This is a genomic window from Virgibacillus sp. Bac332 (genome assembly GCF_003667785.1).
GTDB lineage: Bacteria > Bacillota > Bacilli > Bacillales > Amphibacillaceae > Virgibacillus > Virgibacillus salarius.
Genome location: NZ_CP033046.1, coordinates 688,162 through 714,162 on the forward strand (window position 1 = coordinate 688,162; position 26,001 = coordinate 714,162).

Genomic DNA, 26,001 nt, shown 5'->3' on the forward strand with positions numbered 1-26,001 from the left:
TTGTTTCAGATTGCGATTAAGAAAAAATGAATAGTCGGCTTTCGAAATGCTCGTTTTGTTTTTTAACGCTTATCCATTTAAAGTATATCTTTCCTTTAAAAAAACAACAGATTGATGAATTAATTGCTTCAATACGTCAATATCAATATCTGATAGCTTGTTAATATAGACACATGCTTTCCCACTCGTATGTTTTCCAAGTTTCTGCAATAATATCTCTCGCTCTTCGTCTCCGGTAGCGAAATATAGACTAAATTTAGCCTTTCTTGGTGAAAAGCCAGCAAGCATTGCATCACCTTCATGTCCACTCTTATATTTATAATGGTAGGACCCAAAACCAACAATACTTGTTCCCCACATTTTTGCAGGATAACCTGTTACTTCTGTAAAAATATCTAATAGCCTGTAGGCATCTTCCTTTTTTCTTGGACTCGCTACTTGTTCAATAAATTCGATAACACTACCATCATTTTCTTTTGTCTTTAGTTCATACATCTTCACATGCACTCCTTTTTAAAGAATTCGACATCGAAGTAACCATAATCTAATATACATATTCTATGCAGCTCAAATAAAATCCTTTTATAGCTATTCAAGTGTATCCGCTTTGCTTAAATCCTACATTCCTATACTATTATAGAATAGAGGATTATCTAAGAATGATTCATTAAACCGTCTTATTCAGGAGGAGAAACGATGTTTTTAGCATGGAATGAGATCAAGAATAACAAATTACGTTTCACTTTAATTGTTGGTGTATTAATGCTTGTATCCTATCTTGTCTTCTTTTTATCAGGATTAGCAAATGGATTAGAAAATATGAATAAAGAAGCGGTAGATAAATGGGATGGCCAAGGCGTGATATTAACAGAGGAATCCGATATTAATTTACCTCAGTCTAGTTTGACCTTAGATGATTATAATGGTGAAGGTGTGGATGAATACGCTAGCCTTGCACAGATTAATTCCATTGCTACTTCGGATGATCATAAATCTAATGTTTCTATTTTTGGCATTGATAAAGAAGAGTTTATTATGCCAAATGTCATTGAGGGTGATGCCTTTGCTAAGGAAGGAGAAGTTATTGCCAATGAATCTTTAAAAGATGAAGGATTTAAGCTTGGTGACAAACTAAGTCTTTCTTCTACAGAAGAAGATTTAACGATCGTCGGCTTTACAAATAATGCAAAATTTAATGCAGCACCAGTTCTTTATACCGATTTGTATACATTACAAAAGGTTCGTTATGGCAAAGCCGCAGAAAACTATGAAGATCGAATAAATGCCTTCATACTACGTACCGATAATCTGTCTGATATAGAAGTACCGGATGAATTACAAGTGGTAGATACGACAACATTTATCGAAAATCTACCTGGCTATTCGGAACAAAACTTAACGTTAACATTTATGATTTATTTCTTGTTTATAATTTCAGCAGTCGTACTGGCTATTTTCTTATACGTATTAACGATTCAAAAGGTCAGTATCTTTGGTGTGATGAAAGCCCAAGGGATTTCAAGCAGTTATTTAGCACGCTCTGTTATAGCTCAAACATTCTTATTAGCTATTGCTGGAGTAATTATCGGCTTTATTCTCACAATGATTACAGGCTTCTTCTTACCTGCAGCTGTTCCAGTAGCATTTAATTATCTTGACCTGCTGGTATATGGCATTGTACTTATATTTGTATCCGTGTTAGGTGCTTTATTTTCAATACAAACGATTGTTAAAATAGACCCGCTAAAGGCGATTGGAGGGTAAGACATGGCTATTCTTGAGATGAACCAGGTAAATAAATTTTTTGGCTCAGGTCACACAGAAATAGAAGCATTAAAACCTACAAATTTCCAAGCAGAAAAAGGAGAGTTAATCGCGGTAATTGGCCCATCCGGTTCAGGTAAAAGCACCTTTTTAACTATTGCTGGCGGCTTACAAACACCTACAAACGGAAAGGTTATTATTAATGAAATGGATATTACCAGCCTAAAGGAGAAAAAACGTTCAGCCATCCGCTTACGTGAAATTGGCTTTGTTTTACAAGCTTCAAATCTAGTGCCATTCTTAACAGTAAGTCAGCAAATGCAACTGTTAGATAAAGTGAAAAAGCATAACTTATCTGCAGAGAAGCTGAAAGAGCTCTATCAATCCTTAGGAATCGAAGATCTCTTAAACAGCTTTCCTTCTGATTTATCGGGAGGAGAAAGACAGCGTGTTGCGATTGCAAAAGCATTGTATACAGATCCAAGTATTATTCTTGCAGACGAACCGACTGCTTCCCTTGATTCAGATCGCGCCTTTGAAGTAATGGAGATGTTAAAGGAAGCGACCACGAAAAACGACAAAACAACGATTGTAGTAACGCATGATACACGCTTAATTGATTACTGTGATAAAGTTTATAACATTACAGATGGTAGGTTAAGCTTAAAACAACCGAGCCATTAAGATATAGATTATTTTACGATTGATCAAATGCAGCTAGGACAAAGGAAAAGCCGGAAAAATTCGAAACGTTGGGAGTAACCAAGTAACCACCCTAGCAAACGATCGAATTTATTCGGCTTTTATTGTTCTAATTTGTTTGATAAGCTCTTAAACAAACCCCTAAGAAAAACGGAGCAAAATTCGCTCAGTCCTTATCACTAAATGCTCAGATTTACGCTTCCTCTAGTAGCTATTATGGAATAATAGCTACTGCTTACTTGACTACCACTCCGGCTGCCCACTTCCCTTTCCGTGGGGTTTGTCCTTCCGCTAACTTTTTTAGCAAAACCCGCTCAAAAAAGTGGATCTTCAGGTCAAACATTTCCCACAGGAGTTGAAGTGGCCGGCCTTCGCTATTATCAGGCTCTACAACGCTAGCATGAAGTAACACAGCTGCTTTTATACTCACGGATAACGATTTTCACTTTACCCATTGTAAAAAAAGTCAACCTATTACTTATGACAAGAATTGTTGCACCTTCTCATAGCGGAGACTAATTACGTAGACTCCTGCGGGAATTGCGCGAGCCGAAAATCCACTTTGCAACGTGTTCTTCTTTGCAAAGTTAGTTGAGGCCGTGCCCGCGGAAAGCGAAGTAATTAGTCGGAGCATTGCCAATAGACATCAAACATTTCAAAATAACTACTTGGCTTAACGCAGTCATTGCACTGATTTTATACTTTCTTAACTTATAAAAAAAAGACTTCGTAGCGTCCAAGAGAACGAGAAATTTAACAAATCCCAAACGCTTTTTATTCTGAATCTATTTCTAATTCTTTTGGACGTTCTCCTTTTTTATTCATCAAACGAATGTGTAACGGTTTAATCTCTAATATGGTTAGATTTGGATCGTCTGGTCCATCAAACCATACTTTCATTTGCTCATTCCAAATCTGCTTTTTTAGGTCAGGGGAATTATTAAAGGAAACCTTACCTTCGTATTCTACATAGGAATCACCGAATCCCTCACCGTCATAACCCAAAATAATATGCGTATATGGGTTTTCTTCTATATCTTCTGTCTTGTCTGTTTGCTTACTCGTTGGTGTATATAGAGATAGGTTTTCATGAAAAAAAGTCATATACCTTGAATGTGGCATCTTGTTTTTTACCGTTGCCATCGTACCAACAAAGCTGTTGTCTAAAATATGCTCAATATCTTGTTTTATTTTATGCTGACTCACACTTTTACACTCCTTTTTGTTTCTGCTATAGATATTATTCCTTAGTTACAAAATCTTAAACAGGGAGAAGATCAAATCTGTAATAGAACGGCAGAAAGAACTTCTCATTTACTTCGCATGTATGATAAAAACGTTATATTTCTGGCTAGCCCTTTAAATGAGATTGGATATATTCATACCCTTGTTTATTTCCAGTAATCTCAGCTAGTTTATATACATTTTTTAGCAACAACTTCCGGTCAAGCTCGAAAATAAATTCTGTATAAATATGATCTATTGTATTTCTTGCAAATTCCCATATCACTTGATGGTGTTATTCATTTATGGACTCAGCCAACCGTGCTAAAGCTGCGATTATATCCGTAATAACTGGGTAGGTTTTTTTGTGAATAGTGCCGAATAATTCCCAACCCTTGATAAAGATGATATTCAAAGTTATCAACACCTAGTAATAGACGTACCTGGTGATTATTATCCATTAAGTACGGCGAAAACGTGGTACGTTGTTCTAAATATAGCAGTAGGTCTGTTACTTGGTATATTGTATTGGAAGCTGTTTTTGGATCATCGTTACCAATTGATTTTATTGCTATCTCAGCAAGCTTATTTAATCCATTTCAAATCTTGAATCTCGGTTTCTTTGTGTCCAATACGAATAAGCTGTATATACTTTGATTCATCAATAGCTCCTGCACCAGGGCCCCAATAAGAAAAACTACCAACACGTACTTCCATCTTCAACAAAATGTTGTCTTTCTGTGCCTCCTCAATTAGTTCATTGAAAAGTATAAGTTGAACATAACCAGATAAAGGTGTTGATACAGTATGTAGTTCTTTTCTATATGTTTCCATTAGATTCCCTGGCTATTGCTGGAAGTGGGGGACTTACCAGTTATATGGATAAAAAAATAGCTGCCGATATATGCTCTCGGCAGCTTAAAAAGCCATTCAACGTCCCCTCGTTTTCTATACAACGAGAGATTGCACTACATTTCATGTTAGCTTCTTTTTACTTTGCAATAGCTAATGTATCCTTAATCGTAATATCGGAAGAGAAGGCCATGACTGTTGTGTTATCTGCATCAGCGTCAGATGCAAGCCCTGTCTAATACTTTCCAGCATCACAGGTTTTTATATCGCTAAAATTGTCTTATATTGAACTACCTTCACCTCACGCTTCATCGTCCAATACGCTCGACTTCACTTAGTCGTTGTTGCACTTATTCATAATATGGCACTCCTTCATTATCACCAATCAAGCCAACTACCATGGAACAAAACGTATTAGCAAAATGAAGCGTTCTAGCTAGTTCCCAGCCGTGCAACAGTCCATATAGCATACCTGCATTAAAGCCATCGCCTGCGCCAACCGGATCCACTACCTTTGAAGCCTTAAAGGTGTTTACAAATTTTATTGGACCTGTTGATCATGGATTGAAAACAATCATCGCCTCACCTAAGGTAATCACTTCATTCATGCTAATTCCTCCAAACGACTCTTCCATCTAATTATCCCCGGTGTCGTGTATCAATAATGCCGTTCTTAGCAGCAATAACCATATCTGTCATATTTACAAACAAACCAGTTTCTACAACACCTACCGTTTGTTTTAATTGCTCATGTAATTGTTCTGGTTGTTCGATAAGATCAAACTGGCAATCAAGAATATAATTATGGTTGTCAGAAATAAAAACGTCCTGATCACTTTTTCTTAGTTTTGGGTTACACCCAAATGCCGCGATTCTTTCCGCTGTCTTTTCCCAACCAAACGGGACAACTTCCACTGGCAATGGAAAACTCCCTAGATGTGTAACCATTTTTGAATAATCGACGATAATAATCAGCTTAGTGGCTGCTACATCGATAATTTTTTCCCGAACAAGTGAACCTCCCCCACCTTTTGTTAATTGCAATGAGCTATTAACCTCATCTGCGCCATCAATTGCTAGATCAATCTTAGTTGCTTTAGAAAATCCAATCAATGGTATTCCAAGCTTTCTAGCAAGCTTTTCTGTTTTTACAGATGAAGGAATGCCTTTTACATCCATGCCTTCTTTAATTCTCTTTGCTAGTGCTTCCAACATATAATTTACCGTCGATCCAGACCCAAGTCCTATCGTCATCCCAGTCTGAATGTATTTGACTGCTGCTTCTGCTGCTAATTGTTTATCCTCAATTGAGCTACTCAATGGTAAATCACTCCTTTAACTAAACAAATTAGGTATAAAGTGAAACTTCCTTCCGTGGGAGAGTTGTTTATCTCCCACGGATGGTTAGTACCACAAGGTTATGACCTAAACGCCTTTGAACCAATCGGACATTTACTGCCAGTTATATGCGGGATAAACAACCCCTTCCAACGCTAAAGCTAGTACGCTGCTTTTCTACTATACTGTCTAGCTATTTCTGTTAATTGTTGATAATCCTCGGGACTTTTTAGCCGCTGAACGTTTACCAGGTTACTGCCTATGCCTACCGCCTTACTTCCTTTATCCAGATACGCATTCATATTATCTAGTGTTATTCCCCCTGTAACCATTGCTTCTACATGCGGAAGTGGGCCAAGGATATTTTTAACATAATCGGGACCGAATGTATCAGCTGGAAAGATTTTAACCATCTTCGCCCCATGCTCATAGGCATTAATAATTTCTGTGGGAGTTAACACACCAGGTATAGTAAGCAATCCATATCGATTCGTTAGTTTGAGCGTCTCTGTATTTAAGGTTGGAGATACAATGAATGCTGCACCAGCAAGCATTACTGTCCTTGCTGTTTCTGGATCAAGTACAGTTCCTGCTCCAATGCATACATCCTGTTTCATATGTTCTACTGCTTTCGCAATTACATTAGCTACATTAGGGGTTTCTGCTGTAATCTCAACAGCTTTCACCCCCCCTGCAGACAATGCTTTTAATATCGGTACAATGTTATCTTCGTTTGCTTTACGAATAACCGCTACAACTTTGGTATCTTTAATAATATCTATTGGATTCATTATTTTATCCCCTCTTTACTCTAAATTTGCGTGCCTTTGATTTAATTCTTTAATCTGATCCTTCGGTAGATGTTGCAATATATAAGCAATTACAGCATCTAGCAACAGATGAGCAGGTTGATCAAATTGACTACCTAACGGTTGAATAGTTGAAGGCTCGGGTGGCAACCTTTTTTAGTAGCAGCTGGAACCTTCACGACACATTGACTCAACGTTGCAATTGCCGATTGTTTATTTGTCGTAACCAAGGCTATTTTCGCTTCAATTGCTTTGGCCTTTTCGGCAAAGTACGTAAGCGTACCTGTGCTTCCGGATCCGGATAAAATCAGCAACAAATCATTCGCATCGAAAATATCTTACCAATGAAGCCAGATCGTCCTGTGTCAGCAACAAAAATTCGATTTGCTTTTTGGAGTGCTCCAGCTAAATTTATGCCTTCCTCTGTTTTTACACGGTGTAATCCTTCTGATACTTCCGATGCAATCGTATTAATCGTTCTTTTTATAAACATCCTTCCTTTCAGCTAGCATGATTCCCTGTCTATTAATTGAGGTGAAAAACGGTAAACCTGAGCTGCTGTTCCTTGATCTTCTTGATTTATTTGCTTAAAAAGCAATTGTGCAGCTTTTTTTCCCATTTTAAATGCAGGCTGGGAAATTGTCGTTAGCGTTGGATAATAGAACGAAGCAAACGATACATCATCAATCCCAATAATCGCCAAATCATTCGGAATATTCACATGATGATCCTTCGCGTATTGTAAAATCTCAAATAACACACGATCATTCAAAGCTAGCAGAGCCTCAGGTGGATCTGACAACGAAAGCATTTGTTGAATAATCATTTGCATGTCAGTAAATGCTCCACTTGCTAAATATTCTGGTTGAAATGATAGATTGTATTTTGCTAATGCTGTCTTATATCCTTGAATTCTTTCCAGTCTTGGTGTTACAGGCATATCTATCAGTGGAGAAATCATTCCTATTTTTTTATAACCAGCCTTAACAAATTGATCTACAGCTAATTCAGATGCTCGTTTATTATCTAATAAAACAGCATCCATATGAATTCCCGGCACTAGTCTATCCATAAATACGAAAGGATATCTTTCATCAAGCAGTCCTTGATATAACTCCATATTTTCTCCCGTAGGAAAAGCTATAATACCATCAACCTGCTTTGCACGAAGCATTTCAATATAGCGTTTTTCCTTTACAGGATCATCATCTGCATTACATACGATTACGTGAAAGTTTGATTCGTGACAAAAATCCTCAATTGCACGAATAACCTGTGTGGAAAAAACATGGAGAATATTTGCAACGATGACCCCAATTGTCTTTGTTGATTTCTGCTTTAAACTACGAGCAATAATATTTGGACGATAACCTAGTTCAGTAACAGCTGTCTCAATGCGCTTTTTCGTTTCTTCCCCCATATAGTCATATCGTTTATTTAAAAACTGAGATACCGTGCTTTTAGAAACATTAGCATGTGCTGCTACATCAGCAATTGTAATTTTTTTCATTTTATTCTCCTTATCCAATTACTAAATCGGTTTAGTAAATCGGTTTATTTCAAGTATAAATGAACTGAAAGCGGTTTACAAGATAAAATGAAACTTCCATCAGTAGGGAGCTTACTACCAGTTATATGCGGGATAAAAAGAGGTTGGGACAAAACACAACTTCTTTACTCAAAATACGAATGATCAAGTTATCACGCCGCACCGTGAAAATATACGCTCTTTCCGTGGGAACGGCCTCAGTTAACTCGGTAAGAACACGTTACCACGTGGATCTTCGGACTCGTGCAGTTCCCGCCGGAGTCTCGCTTATTTCAGGTGCTAAATGAATGATTCTGATCAAAAAACGAACGATAATTAATCCAAACTAATTATCGTTCGTTTTTATTGTTTCTTCATTCTTTTGTCTCAGTCTCGCTTAGCAAATATTAATTTCTATGAATAACGTTTTTTTCGGATACCTTTCCAAACGTTTTCACTATGATTGGGGTTAACCATTCCATGCTATATTCAAGTAAATCCTTCAAATCATTAAATGTGTGTATATCTGCAAAGCTGATTTGAACAACAGCACGACTTGTGTGAAGCTTGTCCACATGCATTTGCGGTAAGATTTCTTTCTCCTCACTTACCAACTGATGCATCCAATCGCGTATCTCATTAACTTCTGGAAACTTCCGCTTAGAATTCGCTTGATAGTACACATAGATTAAAAAAGCAATTTCTCCATTTTGCTCAAAAGGATGTAACAAATCAAGCACACATTCAAGGTATACATGACCATATTCAATTACCCATTCTGGTTTTGCAATTCGTGCAATCGCCTTAAATTCTTCCGCTCCCTGTAAAGCATCCATTTCAATTACATCTTGTTCAGCAACGTTTATTTGACAAATTAATTTTTTAAACAATAAATGACGCTGTTGCTCATCCAGATCCGGATTTGCCAATAATGTAATAGCATGCTCTTCCAGACTCATATCAGCCACATAATAGAAGCGTTCAAGCATCTCCTGAAAGTTAAGAAATAGCTGCTTCAGTGATTCGTTTGTAAACAAGTTAGCCCATATATCCTGTAAAAAAGTTCGATAATCAACGATATGAATATTTTTAACTTGGTCCTTACCAAAAGGGTCTAACGTTAAAATGACATAATCCACGAAAACAGTAGTATGATCAACACCAAGCTTCGTACAAAGGTTTTCTAAAGCGGTATCCGTTTGAAGGCATTCTGTATGTTTACCATTTTCATCAGGGTTTAGTATATTTTCAATAACGACAATATGGTTAATCTGATTATCTTCTACTACTAAAAGCACAAGATCAATGATACCCATACTTTTTCCGAGTGCCATTCTCGAACGAGCTCGTACTTCGGTGTTAGCGTTTATCTCAACATGTAATGTACTGAAATCTCGGAGAAATTGAAGTGCAAATTCTGAGGAGTAGTTGATAAAAGTAGCAAACATATTAGCGATGACATCTTTTTGATAAAAACAGTTAAGCGCGTCAAAAATATTTAAGGAATTTGTGTTAGCAGCATCTAGAGTATGTTTCACAAATCGTACCTCACTTCTATTAAATTCACGTAGGAATAATTTACCACGTAATTAGTTTAATAGAATGAACGAAGAAAGGAAACAAAAAATACTTCAAATAAGCAAAATATTAAGTAGAAAATACAAACGTTTCATTCAAATTAATGTAGGACCCTGATAAGTTCATCTATGCTTCTCCAATAACTACCTCGTTAACGGTTATTTTATCCCACATATAACTGATTAAAGTTTCAATTTATTGTTTTTAGTCATGAATGACTAGAAGCATTCATAGGTATAAATGAAAACTCTATTTAGCAGAGAACATGTTCATCTTTCTCAGAAAAGAATCGAAACAAATGAATGTAAGGTGGGGGCTAATAATGAATGAGACGATAGGAGTTACAGAAGAAGAGATTAAACGTTTTTATGTTTTACACGACCAGAAAAAAGAAATCGAACAAGAGTTACATCAATTAAAGAAGAAGTTCCACCAATTTCTTGATGGATCCATTGGTAAAGAACGTAAAGGAGAAATTATACGTGGTGACTATCAGGTACATCGCCAAATCCGTTCCTCTAGCAATTATATGCCTGAAGTAACTGTGCAAAAACTAGACGACTTAAATTTGAGTGATTTTATTATTACTGAGAAACGACCAGATACAGAGAAGCTTGAAGCAGCAATAAAGTTGGGGTTTGTAGACGCAGCTACTTTTGAAGATTGTAAGAATACCAAAGTAACTCAAGCGATCGTTGTCAAAGAAGTAAAACAGTAAAGAAGAGCTTTTACATTTACAATGGGAGTGTAATATTAACTGTGTAAGTAAGAAATGCGTACGGTTTCTTATTTACACAATTTTTTATTTGGTAGAATAACAAGGTAAAAGAGTGTTTTAAATGGGTAAACCTAAAAGAGATCCTAACTTAAAATTAGCTAACAAGATTATGGAACAGTATCAACCTGAAACGGTAAAAGATGTGCAAATGCATTAAAAAACATATTTGAGCCTATGTTTGAGACGATGTCAAATGGCGAAATGGACCATAGGTTACTCTTCAATGAATCTTAGTTATTTTGATCAATCCCGTTTCAGCCAAGATTTCAAAAGTCGGAAAGACTTCAGATAACCTATCTGGAAAGAAACAAACGCTAGGAGTAATAACCCATTTGAGAATAATCGAATACATTAGCTTCACAAAGAACAAAACGAAGGGCGGTTAATCCTATGCTTACAATTCTAGCTGGAATTGGCTTAGTAGGAATAGTTATTTCAGGAATCTTCTTAGGAGTTTTTACGAGCGGACAGCAGCAACGAGCTAATTACCATTCAGAAACAAGAGAACATTATGCGTTCCGTACAAAAATTGGGCTCTATTGTGGCAGTATTGGTTTAGTTTTCCTCGGAATTGCTGGGTTAATATGGTATTTTTAAAGTAGCGAAAACGCATTTCTAAGAAAAGTTGGTGATCGTATGTATGCAAATCAATTACCCATCCTGATTTTTATCATGAGTATACTGTATATCTTTATCATTCCTTCTGAACCAGAGAACTTTAAGCTTTTCTTTAAATTGATTCCCATGATTTTAATCATTATATATGCGTTAAAACAAATGCCTCGTCAGCAAACAAAAACACATTGGCTTATTCTTATGGGTCTCATTTTTTGTTCAATCGGAGACGGAACCTTACAATGGTTTGTCGTTGGTCTTACTGCATTTTTAATCGGACATCTATTCTATTTAGCTGGTTTTTCTTTACAATGGAAATTTTCCATTATTCGAGCTGCTAGCATCATCCCGCTAATTATCTATGGATTATTCATGGGAAATGCATTAATTCATGCAATCATTACCTCAGGAAATCAATCGCTCATTATCCCTGTCATTTTTTATATTGTAGCCATTTCCTTTATGGCTTGGCTCGCAATAATGACTGGGAACCGATTTGCGATTGCAGGTAGTATCTTATTTGTTATATCTGATTCCATCCTGTCTTGGAATATGTTTATATCACCAGTTGTCTATTCACATGTACTTATTATGACAACCTATTATGCTGCACAATTTTTAATAGCGCATAGCCTTAGCAGCTTGTCTAGCAAACAGAGTCGGCTTGTTTGGTAAGGCACCGAATTATGCTACCTTATAAAGGAGGATATCATGCACATTCTACTTGCTCCTGACTCTTTCAAAGGAAGCTTAACATCGTTAGAAGCAGCAACAATTATGAAGCAGGCTATCCTTTCTATTGATAACGAGGCTACCGTTACACTAAAGCCAATGGCAGACGGTGGTGAAGGTACAGTTGACGTCATTCTTGCTTCTACAACTGGACAAAAAATAAACGTAACCTGTACAGGTCCTTTAGGTGAAACCATCCATACCTATTACGCCATCCTCCAAGACCATACAGCTATTATTGAAATTGCCAATATTGCTGGTCTTGTTCAAGTTCCAAAGCCTAAAAGAAATCCAGAGAACACCACCTCTTTCGGACTTGGTGAAGTGATAAAGGATGCACTCGATCGCGGATGTAGCTCCCTTATTATCGGCCTAGGAGGAAGTGCAACAAACGATGGTGGGCTTGGTTGTTTGCAAGCTTTAGGCATGAAAGCATGGAAGCAAGATGGTAGTCAAGCTGACGTGTTTGGAAAAGACCTTTTAGACATTGATCATATATCATTTGCGGACATCGACCCTAGATTAGAGGAGGTTACAATCCATGTGGCTTGTGATGTCGATAATCCATTAATCGGTCAGCAGGGTGCGAGTTCCATTTACGGCCCACAAAAGGGTGCTACTGAACAGCAGGTGACTCTATTTGACGAAGCACTTGCAGCTTATGCATCCTTGCTTGCAGTGAACCGAGGTAAGGATTTCTCTAATAACAGAGGTTCAGGGGCCGCTGGTGGACTAGGTTTCGCTCTATTAACAATTGGTGCAAGACTAACTTCTGGGGCAGCCCTTATTGCTGAGGCTACACAATTACATCAAGCAATGAAACAGGCCGATTTCATAATTACTGGTGAGGGGCAGAGTGATGAACAAACATTATCCGGAAAAGCTCCAGGTTATATTGTCGAGCTAGCGAATACGTTGCACGTCCCTGCGCTATTAATTTCTGGAGCACTATCAGGAGACCTCACGGCGCTGCGTAAGCAATTCCATGGTTGTTTTTCGATCGTTAATCGACCATTGTCTGTTGAGGAAAGTATGGAGCAGGCACAACGATTACTATACGACCAAACCATTAACATATTCCAATTAATTCGTGCAATCATAAAAAACTAATGTATCGACTATGCTCTTCCCCTACCTTTCAAAACTGTAAGCTGCTTGTAAGGTAGATCCAACGAAGAAGAACAGCTCTCCGTGATAGTATTTAGTCAACAGGAATGGAGAGGATGCACTAAAATGAAAAAATTATTTTTTATAATCATATTTATTAGTACAATTATTGTGACTGGATTAGCCATCATGCTCTTATTTTCGAATGAAATTACAGATCGCTTTAATCCACTAGTACCCAAAGAAGAAATCTATGTACAAGTAAATAAAGATGGACATGCAAAAAGTCCAGGAGGTTATGATTATACATTGATCGGATATAATGCGAAGGGGAAGCAAAAACAAGTTACTTTCTATGCTAGTGGTGAACTACAAAAAGATGCATACTTACGCGTTTATGCAAAAGGGAAGTATATTGAAACATGGGAAGAAGTCAGCCATAATGACATACCTAAAAAAGCAAAAGCACATTTTTCCTAAGTTAAAAACAAAAAGTCATACTACAACTTGAAGTTGCTTTTTAAATAGGATAATGTTACTATATGCTTAATAAATAAATATGCATCACATGTTACTGATACGATCAGGCATGGTGGTATGATAGAGCAACCTTAGGTTCTCTGTATACTGCCATGCCTTTTTAAATTGAAAAACACATGATGTATTCTTGATTTTAGGACAGACTAAGGTTTACTTACCTGCTCCCTTTTTATAAAAATATCTATCAAACATGAGAATCAAACAGAAAGGTGTACTGTTTATGTTTAAAAAAATGTTTAAAAAATCAAACGAACAACAAATTTTCGCTCCAATAAATGGTAAAAATGTTGCTTTAGAGAAGGTTCCTGATCCAGTATTTAGCCAAAAAATGATGGGCGAAGGGATAGCAATTATACCTCAAGATGGTAACGTCATTTCACCTGTCAATGGAAAAGTGGTACAAATACCTGAAACAAAACATGCGATTGGATTACTTGCCGATGATGGTACAGAAATCTTAATCCATGTCGGATTAGAAACGGTAGGTTTAAAAGGTGAAGGCTTCAAGGTACAGGTGAACACCGGAGATACCGTAAAAGTCGGCCAACCGCTATTGGAGGTTGATTTAGATTATATCAAACAGCATGCAGCGGATATCATCACACCAATTATAATTACGAATAGCAAAGAACTAGATAAACATTTTACATTCACGAAAGAAGCAAACAGTAAAGCAGGTGAAACAATAATTATCACTATTTAAGCCTAATAAAGCTGTTAACTGAAAAAATAGGAGGTGACTTCCGGTGAGAATTACAAAAATATTGAATAACAATGCAGTAATTGTGACCGATGGGAAGCAAGAGAAAATCGCCATCGGTGCAGGAGTTGCCTTCAATAAGAAGAGAAAGGATATTATCAGCCAGGAAAAGGTTGAAAAACTCTTTGTCTTAAAGGAAAACGAAAAGCTACAAGAATTGATTCTGCGAATCCCGGAAGAACACCTTATGCTTTCAGAAGAGATTATTGATTATGCAGAAGAGCAGCTGGGTACTAAATTAAACGAGCATATACTTTTAGCACTTACGGATCACCTATCGTTTGCAATTGAAAGAGAGCAACAAGGAATACACCTAAAGAACAAGCTGTTACAAGAAATTAAAATTATGTACAAGCAAGAATTCGAAATTGGGGTTTGGGCGATTCAACATATAAAGGATAAGTTAGAAGTTGAAATGCCCTTAGATGAAGCAGCTTTTATCGCGCTTCACATACATACAATGAAAATTCAGGGAGGTGATTTACACGAAACTGTAAGACAAACAGCAATTGTTAAAGATATGGTGGAAACCATCAAACAGGATTTGAACATCACATTTAATGAAGATGACTTGGCCTATGAGCGATTGATGACACACCTTCGCTTTGCGCTAAATCGTGTATACCAATACGAGGTACATTCAATGGATGAAGAAATGCTAGAGATGATTAAAAGAAAGTTTAAACGCTCGTATCAATGTTCCGTACATGTTGCCAAGAAGTTGTCTTCCGCTCATGGAATAGATTTACCACCAGAGGAATTGGGGTACATTACACTGCATATTGAACGCTTAAAAAAATATCAATACTGACTCCGTCTTTATATAATACTAATTTTGATAGCGTATTCAACTGCAATGCTTCAATAAAACGTATAGGAGGAATTCTTATGATGAAATATTTACAACGACTCGGTCGTTCATTAATGCTGCCAGTAGCAGTGCTACCAGCTGCAGCCATCTTGATGGGGATCGGATATTGGATTGACCCATCTGGCTGGGGGGAAGGAAATGCAATTGCAGCCTTCTTGATTAAAGCTGGTTCTGCCATTATTGATAATATTCCGATTCTCTTTGCTATTGGTGTAGCGTTAGGAATGTCGAAGGATAAGGACGGTTCTGCTGCATTAAGTGGACTTGTGGGTTATCTAGTTGTCACTACATTACTTTCAACAGATACCGTCGCTTTATTACAGGGCATCGAAGCAGAAAATGTTAATGCTGCGTTTGGAAGTATCGCAAATGCCTTTATCGGTATGCTTTCAGGTGTCATCGCCGCTAGTATGTACAACCGGTTTAGTCATGTACAGCTACCGGATGCATTGGCATTCTTCAGTGGCAAACGGCTTGCGCCAATTATGACATCCTTTGCGATGATTATCGTAGCAGGTGTGTTATTCTTTGTTTGGCCAGTCATCTATTCTGGATTAGTATCATTTGCCGAGTCCATTAGTCAATTAGGAGCTGCAGGTGCTGGCTTGTATGGATTTTTCAACCGACTATTAATTCCAACTGGATTACATCATGCGCTGAACTCCGTATTCTGGTTTGATGTTGCTGGAATTAACGATATCGGAAACTTCTGGTCTGGTGAAGGTGAAAAAGGGGTAACTGGTATGTATCAAGCTGGTTTCTTCCCTATCATGATGTTTGGTTTACCAGCAGCAGCACTTGCTATGTACCATACGGCTAAAACTAAACGTAAAAAACAAGCTGCATCACTACTACTGGCAGCTGGATTCGCAGCTTTCTTTACAGGTGTAACAGAGCCACTCGAATTCTCATTCATGTTTTTGGCTCCAGCATTGTATTTTGTTCACGCAATACTAACAGGACTTTCCTTAGCTATCGCAGCATTTTTCAATTGGACTGCAGGGTTCGGTTTTAGCGCAGGTTTTGTTGATTTATTCCTAAGCTCTCGCCTACCTTTAGCCAATCAGCCGTATATGCTAATCGTCCAAGGGTTAGTATTCGCTTTGATCTATTATGTTCTCTTCCGTTTCTTAATCAAGAAGTTTGATATGAAAACACCTGGACGTGAAGATGATCAGGATCTGGAAGACGAACAAGCTACAGAAGAAGTTCCAGCAGATCAAAAATTCACTGCAATGGCCGCTCAAATATATGAAGGACTTGGTGGAGATGCCAATGTTACATCGGTAGATAATTGTGTAACTCGCTTACGAGTAGAGGTTAATGATATGAATAAAGTGAATCAAGATAAAATTAAAGCTACTGGTGTTCCTGGAATTAATGTTGTAGGTACGCATAGCATTCAAGTAATTGTTGGTACGAATGTCCAATTTGTCGCTGATGAGGTAGCAAAAATCCGCGGAAAATAAGCAGGAATAAGAAAAAAGCGCAAGCGTCCGATTAGAAAAATGTATCGACGGTACGAGTCAAAGGGGATAAAGGAATCACGATGTGTTAGTGAGCCAATGATGACTTATCTTCGTACGATTCTGAAGACGCCTAGTTTCTGGGCGTTGGAGCTGGACGCGGCTCAACACGCCATATTTATCCATATGGGCTAACTGTAAAAAGAGGCTGAGACAAAAGAATAAAGAAACAATAAAAACGAAAAGATAATTAATTTGAATTAATTATCTTTTCGTTTTTTGATCAGAATCATTCATTTAGCACCTGAAATAAGCGAGACTCCGGTGGGAACAGCACGAGTCCGAAGATTCACTTGGTAACGTGTTTTTCTTTACCAAGTTAGCTGAGGTCGTGCCCACGGAAAGAGCATATATTTTCACGGTGCGGCGATGATGCTCCTATTGATAACGTAATTATTCGTATTTTGAGTACAGAAGTTGTGTTTTGTCCTAGCCTCTTTTCATTACAAGAATATTTCCCTATACGCGTAACTTTGATAAGATAAATTTAAAGAAAGTGTATAAAGGTATCTAAAGGGGAACTGATATGAATGGCTCCATTAAATGAGGATCAATTATCACAGATTCGAAATGAACGAAAAGACCAAATTATGCGAGCAGCTTTAACGGTATTTGCTGAAAATGGAGTAAAGCTGACAAAGGTTGGAATGATTGCAAAAGAAGCAGGAATTAGCCATGGCTTACTTTATCATTATTTCCACTCCAAAGATGAAGTTCTTTATCAAAGTCTTAAATGGGCAATGCAAGGAACTGACGAACTGTTTAAAGAAATTCAAACCCTTCAACTATCTCCATTGGGAAAAATAAAACATTTTACAAGGATTGCTATTGAAGAGGGGAATAGTGATATCTTCCGAGTCATTCAACATATTACAAAGAGCAGCTATCCTATACCAGCACAAATCCACGAATTAATCGAATCATCTGGAAATAGCTATTTTAAAGAGCTACTTCCTTTATTTATAGAAGCACAGAAGCAGGGAGAGATGATTGCAAATGATCCTCAAGAACTTCTTGATCTGTACTTAACGGTTATATCTGGAATAATTGTCGAGGATCTACCTTGGATACAGAAAGATACAGAGAAAAAGGTTGATCTCATCTTACGAATGTTAACCGTACGATAGATTCTCCTTTAATTAATAGTGATCTTTCCTTAGGCTCCATTTTGATAAAACGCTTACAATCCAGGGGATTTTGACGTATAATTTTTACTAATGACATATGGAGGGAATGAAGATAAATGTTTAAAAAGCTGTTGAATTCTGTTGGTATCGGTAGTGCAAAAATTGATACGAAATTATCAAAAACAGAATTTGTTCCTGGCGAGGCTTTAGAAGGTGTTTTAGAGATTGAAGGGGGCAATAATGAACAAGAAATTGACGCAATCTACTTAAAGCTAATGGGTTCTTATACATACGAATATGGCGAAGAAGATAAAGAGGCTGAGAGCTCTGTACTATTACAAAAGTATGAATTAGGTAATCATTTTACTATTGAGCCTAATGAATCTAAAACGATTCCTTTTCATTTTGAGTTGCCTGCCGATATTCCAGCAACATTAGGGAAAACAAAGGTATGGATCGAAACAGGTCTGGATATTAAAAAGGCAATCGATCCAAGCGATCGTGACTATATCAAGGTATACCCCCATCCGCTTGTCGACGCATTTTTACGAGCTGCAAACAGCCTTGGATTCAAATTGAAAGAAGTAACTTGTGAAAATGCACCACGTCAGCTACGGAAACGATTACCTATCATGCAAGAATATGAATTTAAAGCATATCAGGGTAAGTTCAGAGGAAAATTAGACGAGATAGAAGCCATATTCTTCGTATCTGAATCTGATGTTGAGGTTATTTTAGAGATTGATAGAAAAGCAAGAGGGGTTGGCGGCTTTCTTTCAGAAGTTCTAGAAATGGATGAAAGTAGAGTTGGCCTACGCTATGGGCCAGACGATATAGATAATCTTTCTGACGATCTAGAAGAGATTATTAACCAACACAGCTAGCTCCATTGTTAATGTTAGGATAAAGAATAAAGTGAAACTTCCATCCTTTGGGGGTTTTATTTATCTCCACAGATGATTAGTACCACAAGGATATGACCTAAAGGCCCGTGAACCAATCGGACATTTACTGGCAGTTGATTTCCTTCTTACCAATTTTGATTTTACTTTATTGCTTTGAATCGGGAACTTACTGCCAGTTATATGCGGGATAAAGTGAAACTTCCTTCCGTGGGGAGTTTGTTTATCCCACGGATGGTTAGATGAACCAATCGGGCATTTACTGGCAGTTTATACCCATTTACCAATACCTTGATGTGAAGTCTTACTGCCAGTTATATGCGGGATAAACTAGCCTACTTGATTTCAAAAACACATTGACATTGAGTAGGCTTCCCTTTAAGCTTATATTGACTGATTAAGTCAATCAAAAACAAAGTGAGGGAAATTAATGATGGAAGTTAAGCAAGCATGTAAGTTAGAGAAATCTGTTAAAAGAGCAATTAGTTCTATATTTGTTGATGGATTTGGCGAGCATCTCACCTTCTTCTCTAAGGATAGAGAAACATTAATTACTGCCCTTGAGCACATGTTTGTAACAGAGGTTTTTTATGTAGCTATTATCGATGGAGAAATTGCTGGAATAACCGCATGTACAGACGGTCATGCTCTATCTGTTCACCCCATTAAGCAAGAGCTAAGAAAGCATTTAGGTTTCTATAAGGGCACCTTTGCCTACTATGTTTTTAAACGGGAATTTAAAAAGCCTCCAATTGAAACTGGCCCGGGTAAGGCATCTATAGAATTCGTAGCTACCGCTCCTCAGTATCGGGGAAAGGGCGTTGCTAGAGATATGATAGAGCAATTGCTTGCTCTTCCTACTTTTACAGAATATATATTAGAAGTAGCCGACACCAATACGAAAGCGATGAACCTCTACACGAAGTTAGGTTTCAAGGAATTTACCAGGAAGAAGCAATCATTTAGCAAAATAAGCGGGATAAATTATCGTGTTTATATGAAATATACGACAAAAAATTAGCATCTCCATTTAAATCGTAAGTCCCCCCTTTCTTCCTTTCCTAACTAAAGAGAGAATCTTTTCATATATCCCATTTGTAGTAAAATTAAGTATTTAATAGAAATCCTGTACGAAAAGATTCCTTGTGGTATAATAAACTGTCTGTCAACAAACTTCCTCACTCTTAAACACATTCGCTTTCAGTGACGAGCCACATTTATCAAGTACCAAACTTCATCTAACAATTTCATAATGGGGGGTAATATATAGAAATGACTAATTTTACAATTTGGGCATTAATGATTGATATTAGTATTATTTCAGGATTGTTATTAATTGGAACCATTCTACGCGCAAAAGTGAAATGGATACAAGCTTTATTTCTACCTGCTAGTATGATTGCTGGCTTTATTGGACTTGCCTTCGGACCAAGTGGAGTGAATGTATTACCTTTTTCTGATCAATTCAGCACATATCCTGGGCTGTTAATTGCGGTTATCTTTGCTGCTATTCCTATTGGTGCAGCCAAAGTTAACATAGGAGACGTATTTCATCGCGTTCGTAACATGTTCTCTTATTCCATGATACTCACGCTTTCCATGTGGGGAGCAGGAGCGTTATTCGGCTTGCTTATCCTCGTGCCTCTTTTCTCAAATTTACCTAGTGGATTTGGTCTTATCTTAGGCGCTGGCTTTCTAGGGGGACACGGAACAGCCGCGGCCATAGGCGAAGGGTTTGCACATTACGGGTGGGAAGAAGCAATGGACCTAGGAATGACTTCAGCAACCATTGGAATATTAGTCGCTGTATTAGGTGGATTGTTTTTAATTAAACGCAGTACGGAAAAAGGACAAACACAATTTATTACAAGCTTCAAAGACTTACCGGACGAGCTTAGGTCAGGACTAATGCCTAAAAACAAACGGTATCATATGGGACAAGAAACCGTATCTTCTAGTTCTATCGATCCGTTTGTTCTACACTTGGCAATTATAGCTTTTGTCATTGGTGTTGCTTATTGGCTTACGAATATGCTAACTGCTTTCATTCCTTCTGTATCTATTCCATTATTCAGTGTTGCTTTTGTGTTAGGACTTATTTTCCAATCCATTAGCAGAAGGATACATGCAGATGATTATATAGATCAACGTGTCATGGAACGTATTGGTGGAACTGCTACTGATTTCCTTGTCGCAATTGGTATTGCTTCCATAAATATTACAGTAGTGATCGACTATGCTGTACCGCTTATTCTTTTGTTTGTGTTTGGGATCCTTTGGGCATACTTTTTATTCCGCTTTATTGGTCCAAACATATTTCAAGAATACTGGTTGGAAAAGTCATTATTTGGCTGGGGATGGAGCACGGGGACAGTAGCTATGGGACTAGCGCTTTTGCGAATTGTTGACCCAGAGCTGAAGAGTAAAACGCCAGAAGATTATGCATTAGCTTATATTGGTGTTGCTCCTGTAGATATTATTATTGTTACGTTTACACCAATTCTATTCTCTCTTGGATTTACTTGGATTATTCCAGTTGTACTCTTACTCATTTCTGCACTTATAGTCGCTATATATAAATATACAGGTCTATGGGGCAAAAACCATAAACAACAGATGTAAAAGAACAGAAGCTGGGACAAAACACAACTTTTTTACGCAAGTTATCAATAGGAGTATCATCGCTGCACCGAAAATATACGCGCTTTCCCCGGGCACGGCCACAGCTAACTGGGTAAAGAAAAACACGTTACCAAGTGGATCTTTGGACTCGTGCTATTCCCGCCGGAGTCTCGCTTATTTCAGGTACTAAATGAATAATTCTGATCAAAAAACGAACGATAATTAATTTCAACTAATCATCGTTCGTTGTTTCTTAATTCTTTTGTCTCAGCTCATGCCTTGTTTATACAGCGATTATACAAAACTTTGTAGAAAAGAACTATGTGCAGCCACTAGAATGAGTGGGGGGGATCACACAAGGCTGATCCTTGCCCACAGAAGAGAAGTATACTCTCATTGCACAGGAATAGCGTTCCCTTTTAGGACAGCCCCTTGCTTACCCTTATACTACTTTTGGGCCGACTAATGATATTGGTTTTTTTCCAAGTACCAAACCACTTAAATTGCTATAGCCAATTTGCTTGTAAGCATGTAATAGCTGTTTAAGATCATTTACCCGTTGATCTTCTTTTAATTTTTCAATTTCCGTATTATATACATTTAGTATATATTCATCCTGAACAGCCGGCCTGAATTTCTTTGCATCTTCATCCATAATAAGGCAGCCCATGTATTGAAAGTTAAATTGCAACTGTCTTGTTAATTGAATGACATGCACGAAACGCTGATATACAGCTGGTTTATCTTCTTTGAATTTAGCAATGGCCTGCTTTGCATGTAATAAATCTTGATAGCTAGATGTGATAATCATGAAGTCTTCTCCCCTTTCGCTTACTCATCCCAAGGCTTTTTAACCGAAAGCTTGGCCACAAGGTCTTTGTTTTGTTGCCTTTTCAACTTACGTATCTTAGCTCGTTCTTCACCAGTTGAATAGAGAAATTGCTCCTCTTCAGATTCGGGAATAATGGCTGGAACGTCAATTGGCTTTTTATTTTCATCTAAGGCAACGAACGTTAAAAATGCTGTAGCTGCAATTCTTCGTTCTGCTGTAATCATGTCTTCTGCAATTACCTTACAGAAAATTTCCATAGAGCTTTTACCCGTATAAGAAACAAAAGATTCGATACATACCGAGTCACTTTGACGTATTGGTGAAATAAAATTAACGGAGTCCGTCGAAGCTGTCACACACTCCTTCACACGAGAGTGTCTTCGTGCAGATAGCGTAGCACATGCATCCAGCTTCTTCATAAGCACTCCGCCAAACAATGTATGATAGTTGTTTAAATCATTTATCAAAACTTGATCATTTTGAATGATACGTGTTTCTTTACTCTTCTTAGCTTGCATATATAAATCACCTTATCTATTAATTTCAGGGTCGGCTCTCACCTCACCACTAATCCATTATAAACCCCTACACTTTGGTACGTACAATGCCATTAATGTTGATGTACCATAACAAAATGTTATGTAAAGGCTTAACTTGTGAAATGTATGTCCTTCATTAGTCAAGAGGTAAGCGCAAGATGTGGGTTTCTATTTAGATGAAGAAAAAAAGCGCAAGCGCCCGATAGAAACGTAGCAATTGAAGCGAGTCAAGGGAGATAAAGGCATCACGGTGACCTTACGAGCCGATGATGACTTAGATTAGGGCATTCGTGAAGTCGCCTAGTTCTCTGTTTAGCTGGACGCAGCTCTCAACACGCCTATTATTTATCCACAGGCTCAAATTTAAAATTTCCTAAACTATAAAAAAAGCTTGCAGAGAAATAGAATCTCTACAAGCTCATTCATGATTCATTACGTAATAGCTTTTCTTTGGCGAAGCGTATAAACTCTTCCATCACCTGAGGAAGCTGTCTATCTCTTTTCCAGATCAAAGCAAGATCCCACACAATTGTAGGATTTTCCACAGCTATTGCTTTAACATCATTAGTCAGTTCTGTACTGGTGCTCTCTGGTAATAAAGTAATCCCGACATTGGAAGCTACCATCTCCTCCATAAAATCTAATTGAGAAGTTTCCGATATAATGTGCGGTTCAAAGCCTGCATCTTCACATGCAGTAACGATGCTATCTCTTAATGAAAAGTCTTTATTAAACATAATAAACGATTCATGCTTCAAATCTAGTAAGCGAACCTGTTGTTTAACAGCAAGCGGGTGACCAGATGGAACAACCACTTTTAAACCTTCTTTTATAAACGAATAATGATAAAATTCGTCATGTGTAGTCGGTAGCACAACAACACCAAAATCAAGCTTATCATGAAGGACCTTCTCTTCGATTCGTTTAGATCCATCCTCATCTAATTGAAAGGTTATTTCTGGATATTCTTCATGAAACGAAGCGATTAACTGTGAAAAGAAAAAAGAATTCGTTATCGAAGGTAATCCAATACGCATATGCCCCTTTTTAAGTTGTTGTACTTGATCTAGATCTAACATCATCGCTTGATATTGCTCAACAAAATTTTGGGCATGCTCGTACAAAACGCGGCCTGCTTCCGTTAATGACAATTGCTTCCTCGAGCGTATGAATAATGAAACACCAAGTTCTTCTTCCAGAGATTTGATGATTCTGCTAATAGCAGGCTGAGTTATATATAATGTAGTGGCAGCCTGCGTAAAACTGCCTGCTCTTGTGACTTCAATAAAGTATTGTAGATGCTTAATCTCCACTACCTTGTTCCGCTCCCTATTTGAGAATCATTTACGTGCTCATGTCATTTTAACATAATACACTATGGAATTACTCATTATTGACTCGATTTAAAATGCTCTTTAAATGCTGAAAGGAATGCTTCCGGTGAGGACTTCACTGTATAGGTATATACCCCGCGTAATGTATGCAGATATAGAATGCCGCCTTGGTTGGCAATTTCTCGATAAGAAAAGTCCATAACATCCTTTATTGGAAATTCTCGATTTTGTGTGACAACGCGATCATGGTATAAATAAATCACCCGCTGATGTTCTATATCTATTTGCTCCACACTGGTCACTTTTCGTTCTATTTTTATATATGGATGCTTTGCTATCAAATACATTCCGTCCTCCTAAAATAAGGCTTAGATGTTTTTATCGTAACATATTTACTATTTCCCAAGCTTCTATAAACCATCATACCAAAAGTTTAAATTAATTTTTTTGTATCCTTACTTTCATCAAACTTTCACAAACCTACGTTATCATGTAAATACTTGAAATTTTATGGAGGCCAAGGATTATGCCGTCAGCAACAGTTCTTACAACAATTTCAATACATGTAATTAGTATGAGTGTTGGATTTATTGCCTATTTTCTTAGCAGTAATTTACCTATAGCAGAGCGAAAGCAAGTATCGCAACAAATGATATCTTATTTAGTGAATTTTGTAATCTTTATTTGGATAGGGAAAATAGTTCTGAACCTCTCCTTATTTATTTCTGATCCAATTGCTGTCTTAGCATATCCGAGTAATGCACAAGCATTTTATTTCGCACTGTTTCTACTAGCAATACAGCTATGGTATAAAGCAAAACGTAGCGAAGTTGACATAGAAATACTGTTGTACTGCTATGTCCCTGTATTACTCGTAGCATCATTCATGTATCAATTTATCGAAATCATTTGGAAAAATAATACACTTGCTTGGGGGGACTTTATTCTCTTACTCATTCTGCTACTTACATTTCTGCTTTTACGCGATCGATTAAGGAAATCCACCCTATTGCTTTGTATGGTCTGGGTCTGGGCAATTGGAAAATTAAGTATAACGTGGATAATGCCATTCACAACCATATTTGGCTATATGATCCACCCATTCTTTTTCATTACCGTCGGGCTTATATTTAGCATTTTATTCGTATTCAAAAGAAAGAAGGTGTCTGAATGATGCAAGCTGCAGATCTTACTATTTGGCTAGCTCTAGGTGCGGGAATGCTTTCATTTCTCTCACCTTGTACATTACCTATATTTCCAGCTTATCTTTCCTATATAACTGGGATGAGTGTAAAAGAATTAGAAAATAACAACAACATAAAAATTAGAAGTAAGCTCCTAGTTCACGCTATTTTCTTTCTTATAGGAGTGTCCTTGATTTTCATCGGCCTCGGTGTAGGTGTGTCCTTCCTCGGTCAATGGATTCAAGGAATTTTAGCAGGAGAATCCGGTCAACTCATTCAACGTATAGCTGGAATTTTTATTATTATCATGGGTTTATTTGTAGCTGGTTGGCTAAAAATTACCTCCTTCATGAAAGAAAAACGATTTCGCTTTACCAAGAAACCGGTAGGATATGCAGGAACTGTTTTTGTTGGAATGGGCTTCGCTGCAGGATGGACGCCTTGTATCGGACCTATATTCGCTTCCATCTTAGTAGTCGCTGCAGCGAATCCAACACAAGGAGCTTGGTACACGCTTTTTTATGTCATTGGTTTTGCCCTACCATTTTTGATTTTAACGTTTTTCCTTGGGTCAACAAGGTGGATTGTCCGATATAGTGACAAGATCATGAAAGTTGGAGGAACCATTATGATTCTCATGGGAGTACTCTTGTTTACTGGACAAATGCCTAGAATATCAGCCTTTTTATTAAAGCTTGTTCAAGATACATGGTTAACCAATTTAGGCTAAGGAGGGA

General features: G+C 37.5%; 32 protein-coding genes and 2 pseudogenes. 18 read left to right on the plus strand and 16 right to left on the minus strand.

Annotation, left to right across the window (positions count from 1 at the left end; genetic code table 11):
* Window positions 1-69: 69 nt before the first annotated feature.
* Window positions 70-495: a DUF1801 domain-containing protein gene (locus D9782_RS03140; protein ID WP_034678681.1), complete on the minus strand. Its 426-nt coding sequence runs from the start codon at window positions 493-495 to the stop codon at window positions 70-72.
* A gap of 201 nt (window positions 496-696) precedes the next feature.
* On the opposite strand from D9782_RS03140, the gene D9782_RS03145 reads away from it, so the two are divergent.
* Together D9782_RS03145 and D9782_RS03150 are read left to right on the plus strand one after the other, a co-directional pair.
* Complete coding sequence (locus tag D9782_RS03145; protein WP_026680420.1) at window positions 697-1,764, plus strand: ABC transporter permease; 1,068 nt, start codon at window positions 697-699, stop codon at window positions 1,762-1,764.
* 3 nt (window positions 1,765-1,767) lie between these two features.
* Window positions 1,768-2,448: an ABC transporter ATP-binding protein gene (locus D9782_RS03150; protein ID WP_121604058.1), complete on the plus strand. Its 681-nt coding sequence runs from the start codon at window positions 1,768-1,770 to the stop codon at window positions 2,446-2,448.
* A gap of 253 nt (window positions 2,449-2,701) precedes the next feature.
* Here the strand turns inward: D9782_RS03150 and D9782_RS03155 are convergent, their stop codons facing one another.
* From D9782_RS03155 to D9782_RS23925, 4 genes and pseudogenes are all read right to left on the minus strand, one after another.
* On the minus strand, window positions 2,702-2,896 hold the full coding sequence (locus D9782_RS03155; protein WP_121604059.1) for a hypothetical protein: 195 nt from the start codon (window positions 2,894-2,896) through the stop codon (window positions 2,702-2,704).
* 344 nt (window positions 2,897-3,240) lie between these two features.
* Entirely contained in the window at window positions 3,241-3,672 is a 432-nt protein-coding gene (locus tag D9782_RS03160; RefSeq protein WP_026679572.1) for a pyridoxamine 5'-phosphate oxidase family protein, read from the minus strand.
* Between the two features lie 145 nt (window positions 3,673-3,817).
* On the minus strand, window positions 3,818-3,976 hold the full coding sequence (locus D9782_RS22690) for a hypothetical protein (protein WP_162986317.1): 159 nt from the start codon (window positions 3,974-3,976) through the stop codon (window positions 3,818-3,820).
* 25 nt (window positions 3,977-4,001) lie between these two features.
* Window positions 4,002-4,524: pseudogene (locus D9782_RS23925) on the minus strand (DUF2254 family protein).
* 44 nt (window positions 4,525-4,568) lie between these two features.
* Here D9782_RS23925 and D9782_RS03175 point away from each other — a divergent pair.
* On the plus strand, window positions 4,569-4,781 hold the full coding sequence (locus tag D9782_RS03175; RefSeq protein ID WP_162986318.1) for a hypothetical protein: 213 nt from the start codon (window positions 4,569-4,571) through the stop codon (window positions 4,779-4,781).
* Between the two features lie 111 nt (window positions 4,782-4,892).
* On the opposite strand, the gene D9782_RS03180 is transcribed toward D9782_RS03175, so the two are convergent.
* From D9782_RS03180 to D9782_RS03205, 7 genes are all read right to left on the minus strand, one after another.
* A complete protein-coding gene (locus tag D9782_RS03180) occupies window positions 4,893-5,051 on the minus strand; it encodes a PfkB family carbohydrate kinase (protein ID WP_240455794.1) in 159 nt (52 codons plus the stop codon).
* Window positions 5,052-5,181: 130 nt separating this feature from the next.
* Entirely contained in the window at window positions 5,182-5,862 is a 681-nt protein-coding gene (gene rpiA, locus D9782_RS03185; RefSeq protein ID WP_281949937.1) for a ribose-5-phosphate isomerase RpiA, read from the minus strand.
* 179 nt (window positions 5,863-6,041) lie between these two features.
* Window positions 6,042-6,671, minus strand: coding sequence for a bifunctional 4-hydroxy-2-oxoglutarate aldolase/2-dehydro-3-deoxy-phosphogluconate aldolase (locus D9782_RS03190; protein ID WP_121604063.1), 630 nt, complete (start codon window positions 6,669-6,671; stop codon window positions 6,042-6,044).
* Between the two features lie 134 nt (window positions 6,672-6,805).
* Window positions 6,806-7,006 (minus strand): phosphoheptose isomerase family protein, encoded by a 201-nt coding sequence (locus D9782_RS23450; RefSeq protein ID WP_226983570.1) that lies wholly within the window; start codon window positions 7,004-7,006, stop codon window positions 6,806-6,808.
* Entirely contained in the window at window positions 6,997-7,182 is a 186-nt protein-coding gene (locus D9782_RS23455) for a phosphoheptose isomerase family protein (RefSeq protein WP_240455795.1), read from the minus strand. The genes D9782_RS23450 and D9782_RS23455 overlap by 10 nt, the downstream gene beginning before the upstream one ends.
* A gap of 12 nt (window positions 7,183-7,194) precedes the next feature.
* Window positions 7,195-8,199 (minus strand): LacI family DNA-binding transcriptional regulator, encoded by a 1,005-nt coding sequence (locus D9782_RS03200; RefSeq protein ID WP_121604064.1) that lies wholly within the window; start codon window positions 8,197-8,199, stop codon window positions 7,195-7,197.
* A gap of 425 nt (window positions 8,200-8,624) precedes the next feature.
* A complete protein-coding gene (locus tag D9782_RS03205) occupies window positions 8,625-9,755 on the minus strand; it encodes a hypothetical protein (RefSeq protein ID WP_121604065.1) in 1,131 nt (376 codons plus the stop codon).
* A gap of 362 nt (window positions 9,756-10,117) precedes the next feature.
* On the opposite strand from D9782_RS03205, the gene D9782_RS03210 reads away from it, so the two are divergent.
* From D9782_RS03210 to D9782_RS03265, 13 genes and pseudogenes are all read left to right on the plus strand, one after another.
* Window positions 10,118-10,513, plus strand: a complete 396-nt coding sequence (locus D9782_RS03210) for a hypothetical protein (protein WP_026679564.1) — start codon at window positions 10,118-10,120, stop codon at window positions 10,511-10,513.
* Between the two features lie 121 nt (window positions 10,514-10,634).
* Window positions 10,635-10,789: pseudogene (locus tag D9782_RS23460) on the plus strand (IS256 family transposase); the annotation flags it as partial.
* 174 nt (window positions 10,790-10,963) lie between these two features.
* Window positions 10,964-11,170, plus strand: a complete 207-nt coding sequence (locus D9782_RS03215; RefSeq protein ID WP_034678008.1) for a DUF5316 family protein — start codon at window positions 10,964-10,966, stop codon at window positions 11,168-11,170.
* A 75-nt stretch (window positions 11,171-11,245) separates the two neighbouring features.
* The gene (locus tag D9782_RS03220) at window positions 11,246-11,863 is read left to right on the plus strand and encodes a lysoplasmalogenase (protein ID WP_240455796.1); all 618 of its coding nucleotides are present in this window, start codon (window positions 11,246-11,248) and stop codon (window positions 11,861-11,863) included.
* A 36-nt stretch (window positions 11,864-11,899) separates the two neighbouring features.
* Window positions 11,900-13,030, plus strand: a complete 1,131-nt coding sequence (locus D9782_RS03225; protein ID WP_026679562.1) for a glycerate kinase — start codon at window positions 11,900-11,902, stop codon at window positions 13,028-13,030.
* 123 nt (window positions 13,031-13,153) lie between these two features.
* Entirely contained in the window at window positions 13,154-13,507 is a 354-nt protein-coding gene (locus tag D9782_RS03230) for a YxeA family protein (protein WP_026679561.1), read from the plus strand.
* Between the two features lie 280 nt (window positions 13,508-13,787).
* Window positions 13,788-14,270 (plus strand): PTS sugar transporter subunit IIA, encoded by a 483-nt coding sequence (locus tag D9782_RS03235; RefSeq protein ID WP_121604067.1) that lies wholly within the window; start codon window positions 13,788-13,790, stop codon window positions 14,268-14,270.
* A 43-nt stretch (window positions 14,271-14,313) separates the two neighbouring features.
* Window positions 14,314-15,138, plus strand: a complete 825-nt coding sequence (locus D9782_RS03240) for a PRD domain-containing protein (protein WP_026679559.1) — start codon at window positions 14,314-14,316, stop codon at window positions 15,136-15,138.
* 77 nt (window positions 15,139-15,215) lie between these two features.
* Entirely contained in the window at window positions 15,216-16,667 is a 1,452-nt protein-coding gene (gene nagE / locus D9782_RS03245; RefSeq protein ID WP_026679558.1) for an N-acetylglucosamine-specific PTS transporter subunit IIBC, read from the plus strand.
* A gap of 587 nt (window positions 16,668-17,254) precedes the next feature.
* Window positions 17,255-17,851: a TetR/AcrR family transcriptional regulator gene (locus tag D9782_RS03250; protein ID WP_026679557.1), complete on the plus strand. Its 597-nt coding sequence runs from the start codon at window positions 17,255-17,257 to the stop codon at window positions 17,849-17,851.
* Window positions 17,852-17,967: 116 nt separating this feature from the next.
* The gene (locus tag D9782_RS03255; protein ID WP_121604068.1) at window positions 17,968-18,735 is read left to right on the plus strand and encodes a sporulation protein; all 768 of its coding nucleotides are present in this window, start codon (window positions 17,968-17,970) and stop codon (window positions 18,733-18,735) included.
* A gap of 448 nt (window positions 18,736-19,183) precedes the next feature.
* Entirely contained in the window at window positions 19,184-19,774 is a 591-nt protein-coding gene (locus D9782_RS03260) for a GNAT family N-acetyltransferase (RefSeq protein ID WP_121604069.1), read from the plus strand.
* 251 nt (window positions 19,775-20,025) lie between these two features.
* A complete protein-coding gene (locus D9782_RS03265) occupies window positions 20,026-21,375 on the plus strand; it encodes a sodium/glutamate symporter (RefSeq protein ID WP_026679554.1) in 1,350 nt (449 codons plus the stop codon).
* Between the two features lie 442 nt (window positions 21,376-21,817).
* Here the strand turns inward: D9782_RS03265 and D9782_RS03270 are convergent, their stop codons facing one another.
* The 4 genes from D9782_RS03270 to D9782_RS03285 all read right to left on the minus strand — a co-directional run bounded on the left by D9782_RS03270 (window position 21,818) and on the right by D9782_RS03285 (window position 24,427).
* Window positions 21,818-22,186 carry a hypothetical protein gene (locus D9782_RS03270; protein ID WP_026679553.1) on the minus strand — a complete coding sequence of 123 codons (369 nt, stop codon included), beginning with the start codon at window positions 22,184-22,186 and terminating at the stop codon, window positions 21,818-21,820.
* 20 nt (window positions 22,187-22,206) lie between these two features.
* Window positions 22,207-22,725, minus strand: coding sequence for an acyl-CoA thioesterase (locus tag D9782_RS03275; RefSeq protein ID WP_026679552.1), 519 nt, complete (start codon window positions 22,723-22,725; stop codon window positions 22,207-22,209).
* A 443-nt stretch (window positions 22,726-23,168) separates the two neighbouring features.
* On the minus strand, window positions 23,169-24,059 hold the full coding sequence (locus tag D9782_RS03280; RefSeq protein WP_026679551.1) for a LysR family transcriptional regulator: 891 nt from the start codon (window positions 24,057-24,059) through the stop codon (window positions 23,169-23,171).
* A gap of 77 nt (window positions 24,060-24,136) precedes the next feature.
* Complete coding sequence (locus D9782_RS03285) at window positions 24,137-24,427, minus strand: hypothetical protein (RefSeq protein WP_026679550.1); 291 nt, start codon at window positions 24,425-24,427, stop codon at window positions 24,137-24,139.
* A gap of 179 nt (window positions 24,428-24,606) precedes the next feature.
* Between D9782_RS03285 and D9782_RS23295 the strand changes: the two genes are divergently transcribed.
* Window positions 24,607-25,254: a hypothetical protein gene (locus D9782_RS23295; protein WP_026679549.1), complete on the plus strand. Its 648-nt coding sequence runs from the start codon at window positions 24,607-24,609 to the stop codon at window positions 25,252-25,254.
* Window positions 25,251-25,994 (plus strand): cytochrome c biogenesis CcdA family protein, encoded by a 744-nt coding sequence (locus tag D9782_RS03295; RefSeq protein ID WP_026679548.1) that lies wholly within the window; start codon window positions 25,251-25,253, stop codon window positions 25,992-25,994. The genes D9782_RS23295 and D9782_RS03295 overlap by 4 nt, the downstream gene beginning before the upstream one ends.
* Window positions 25,995-26,001 lie beyond the last annotated feature (7 nt).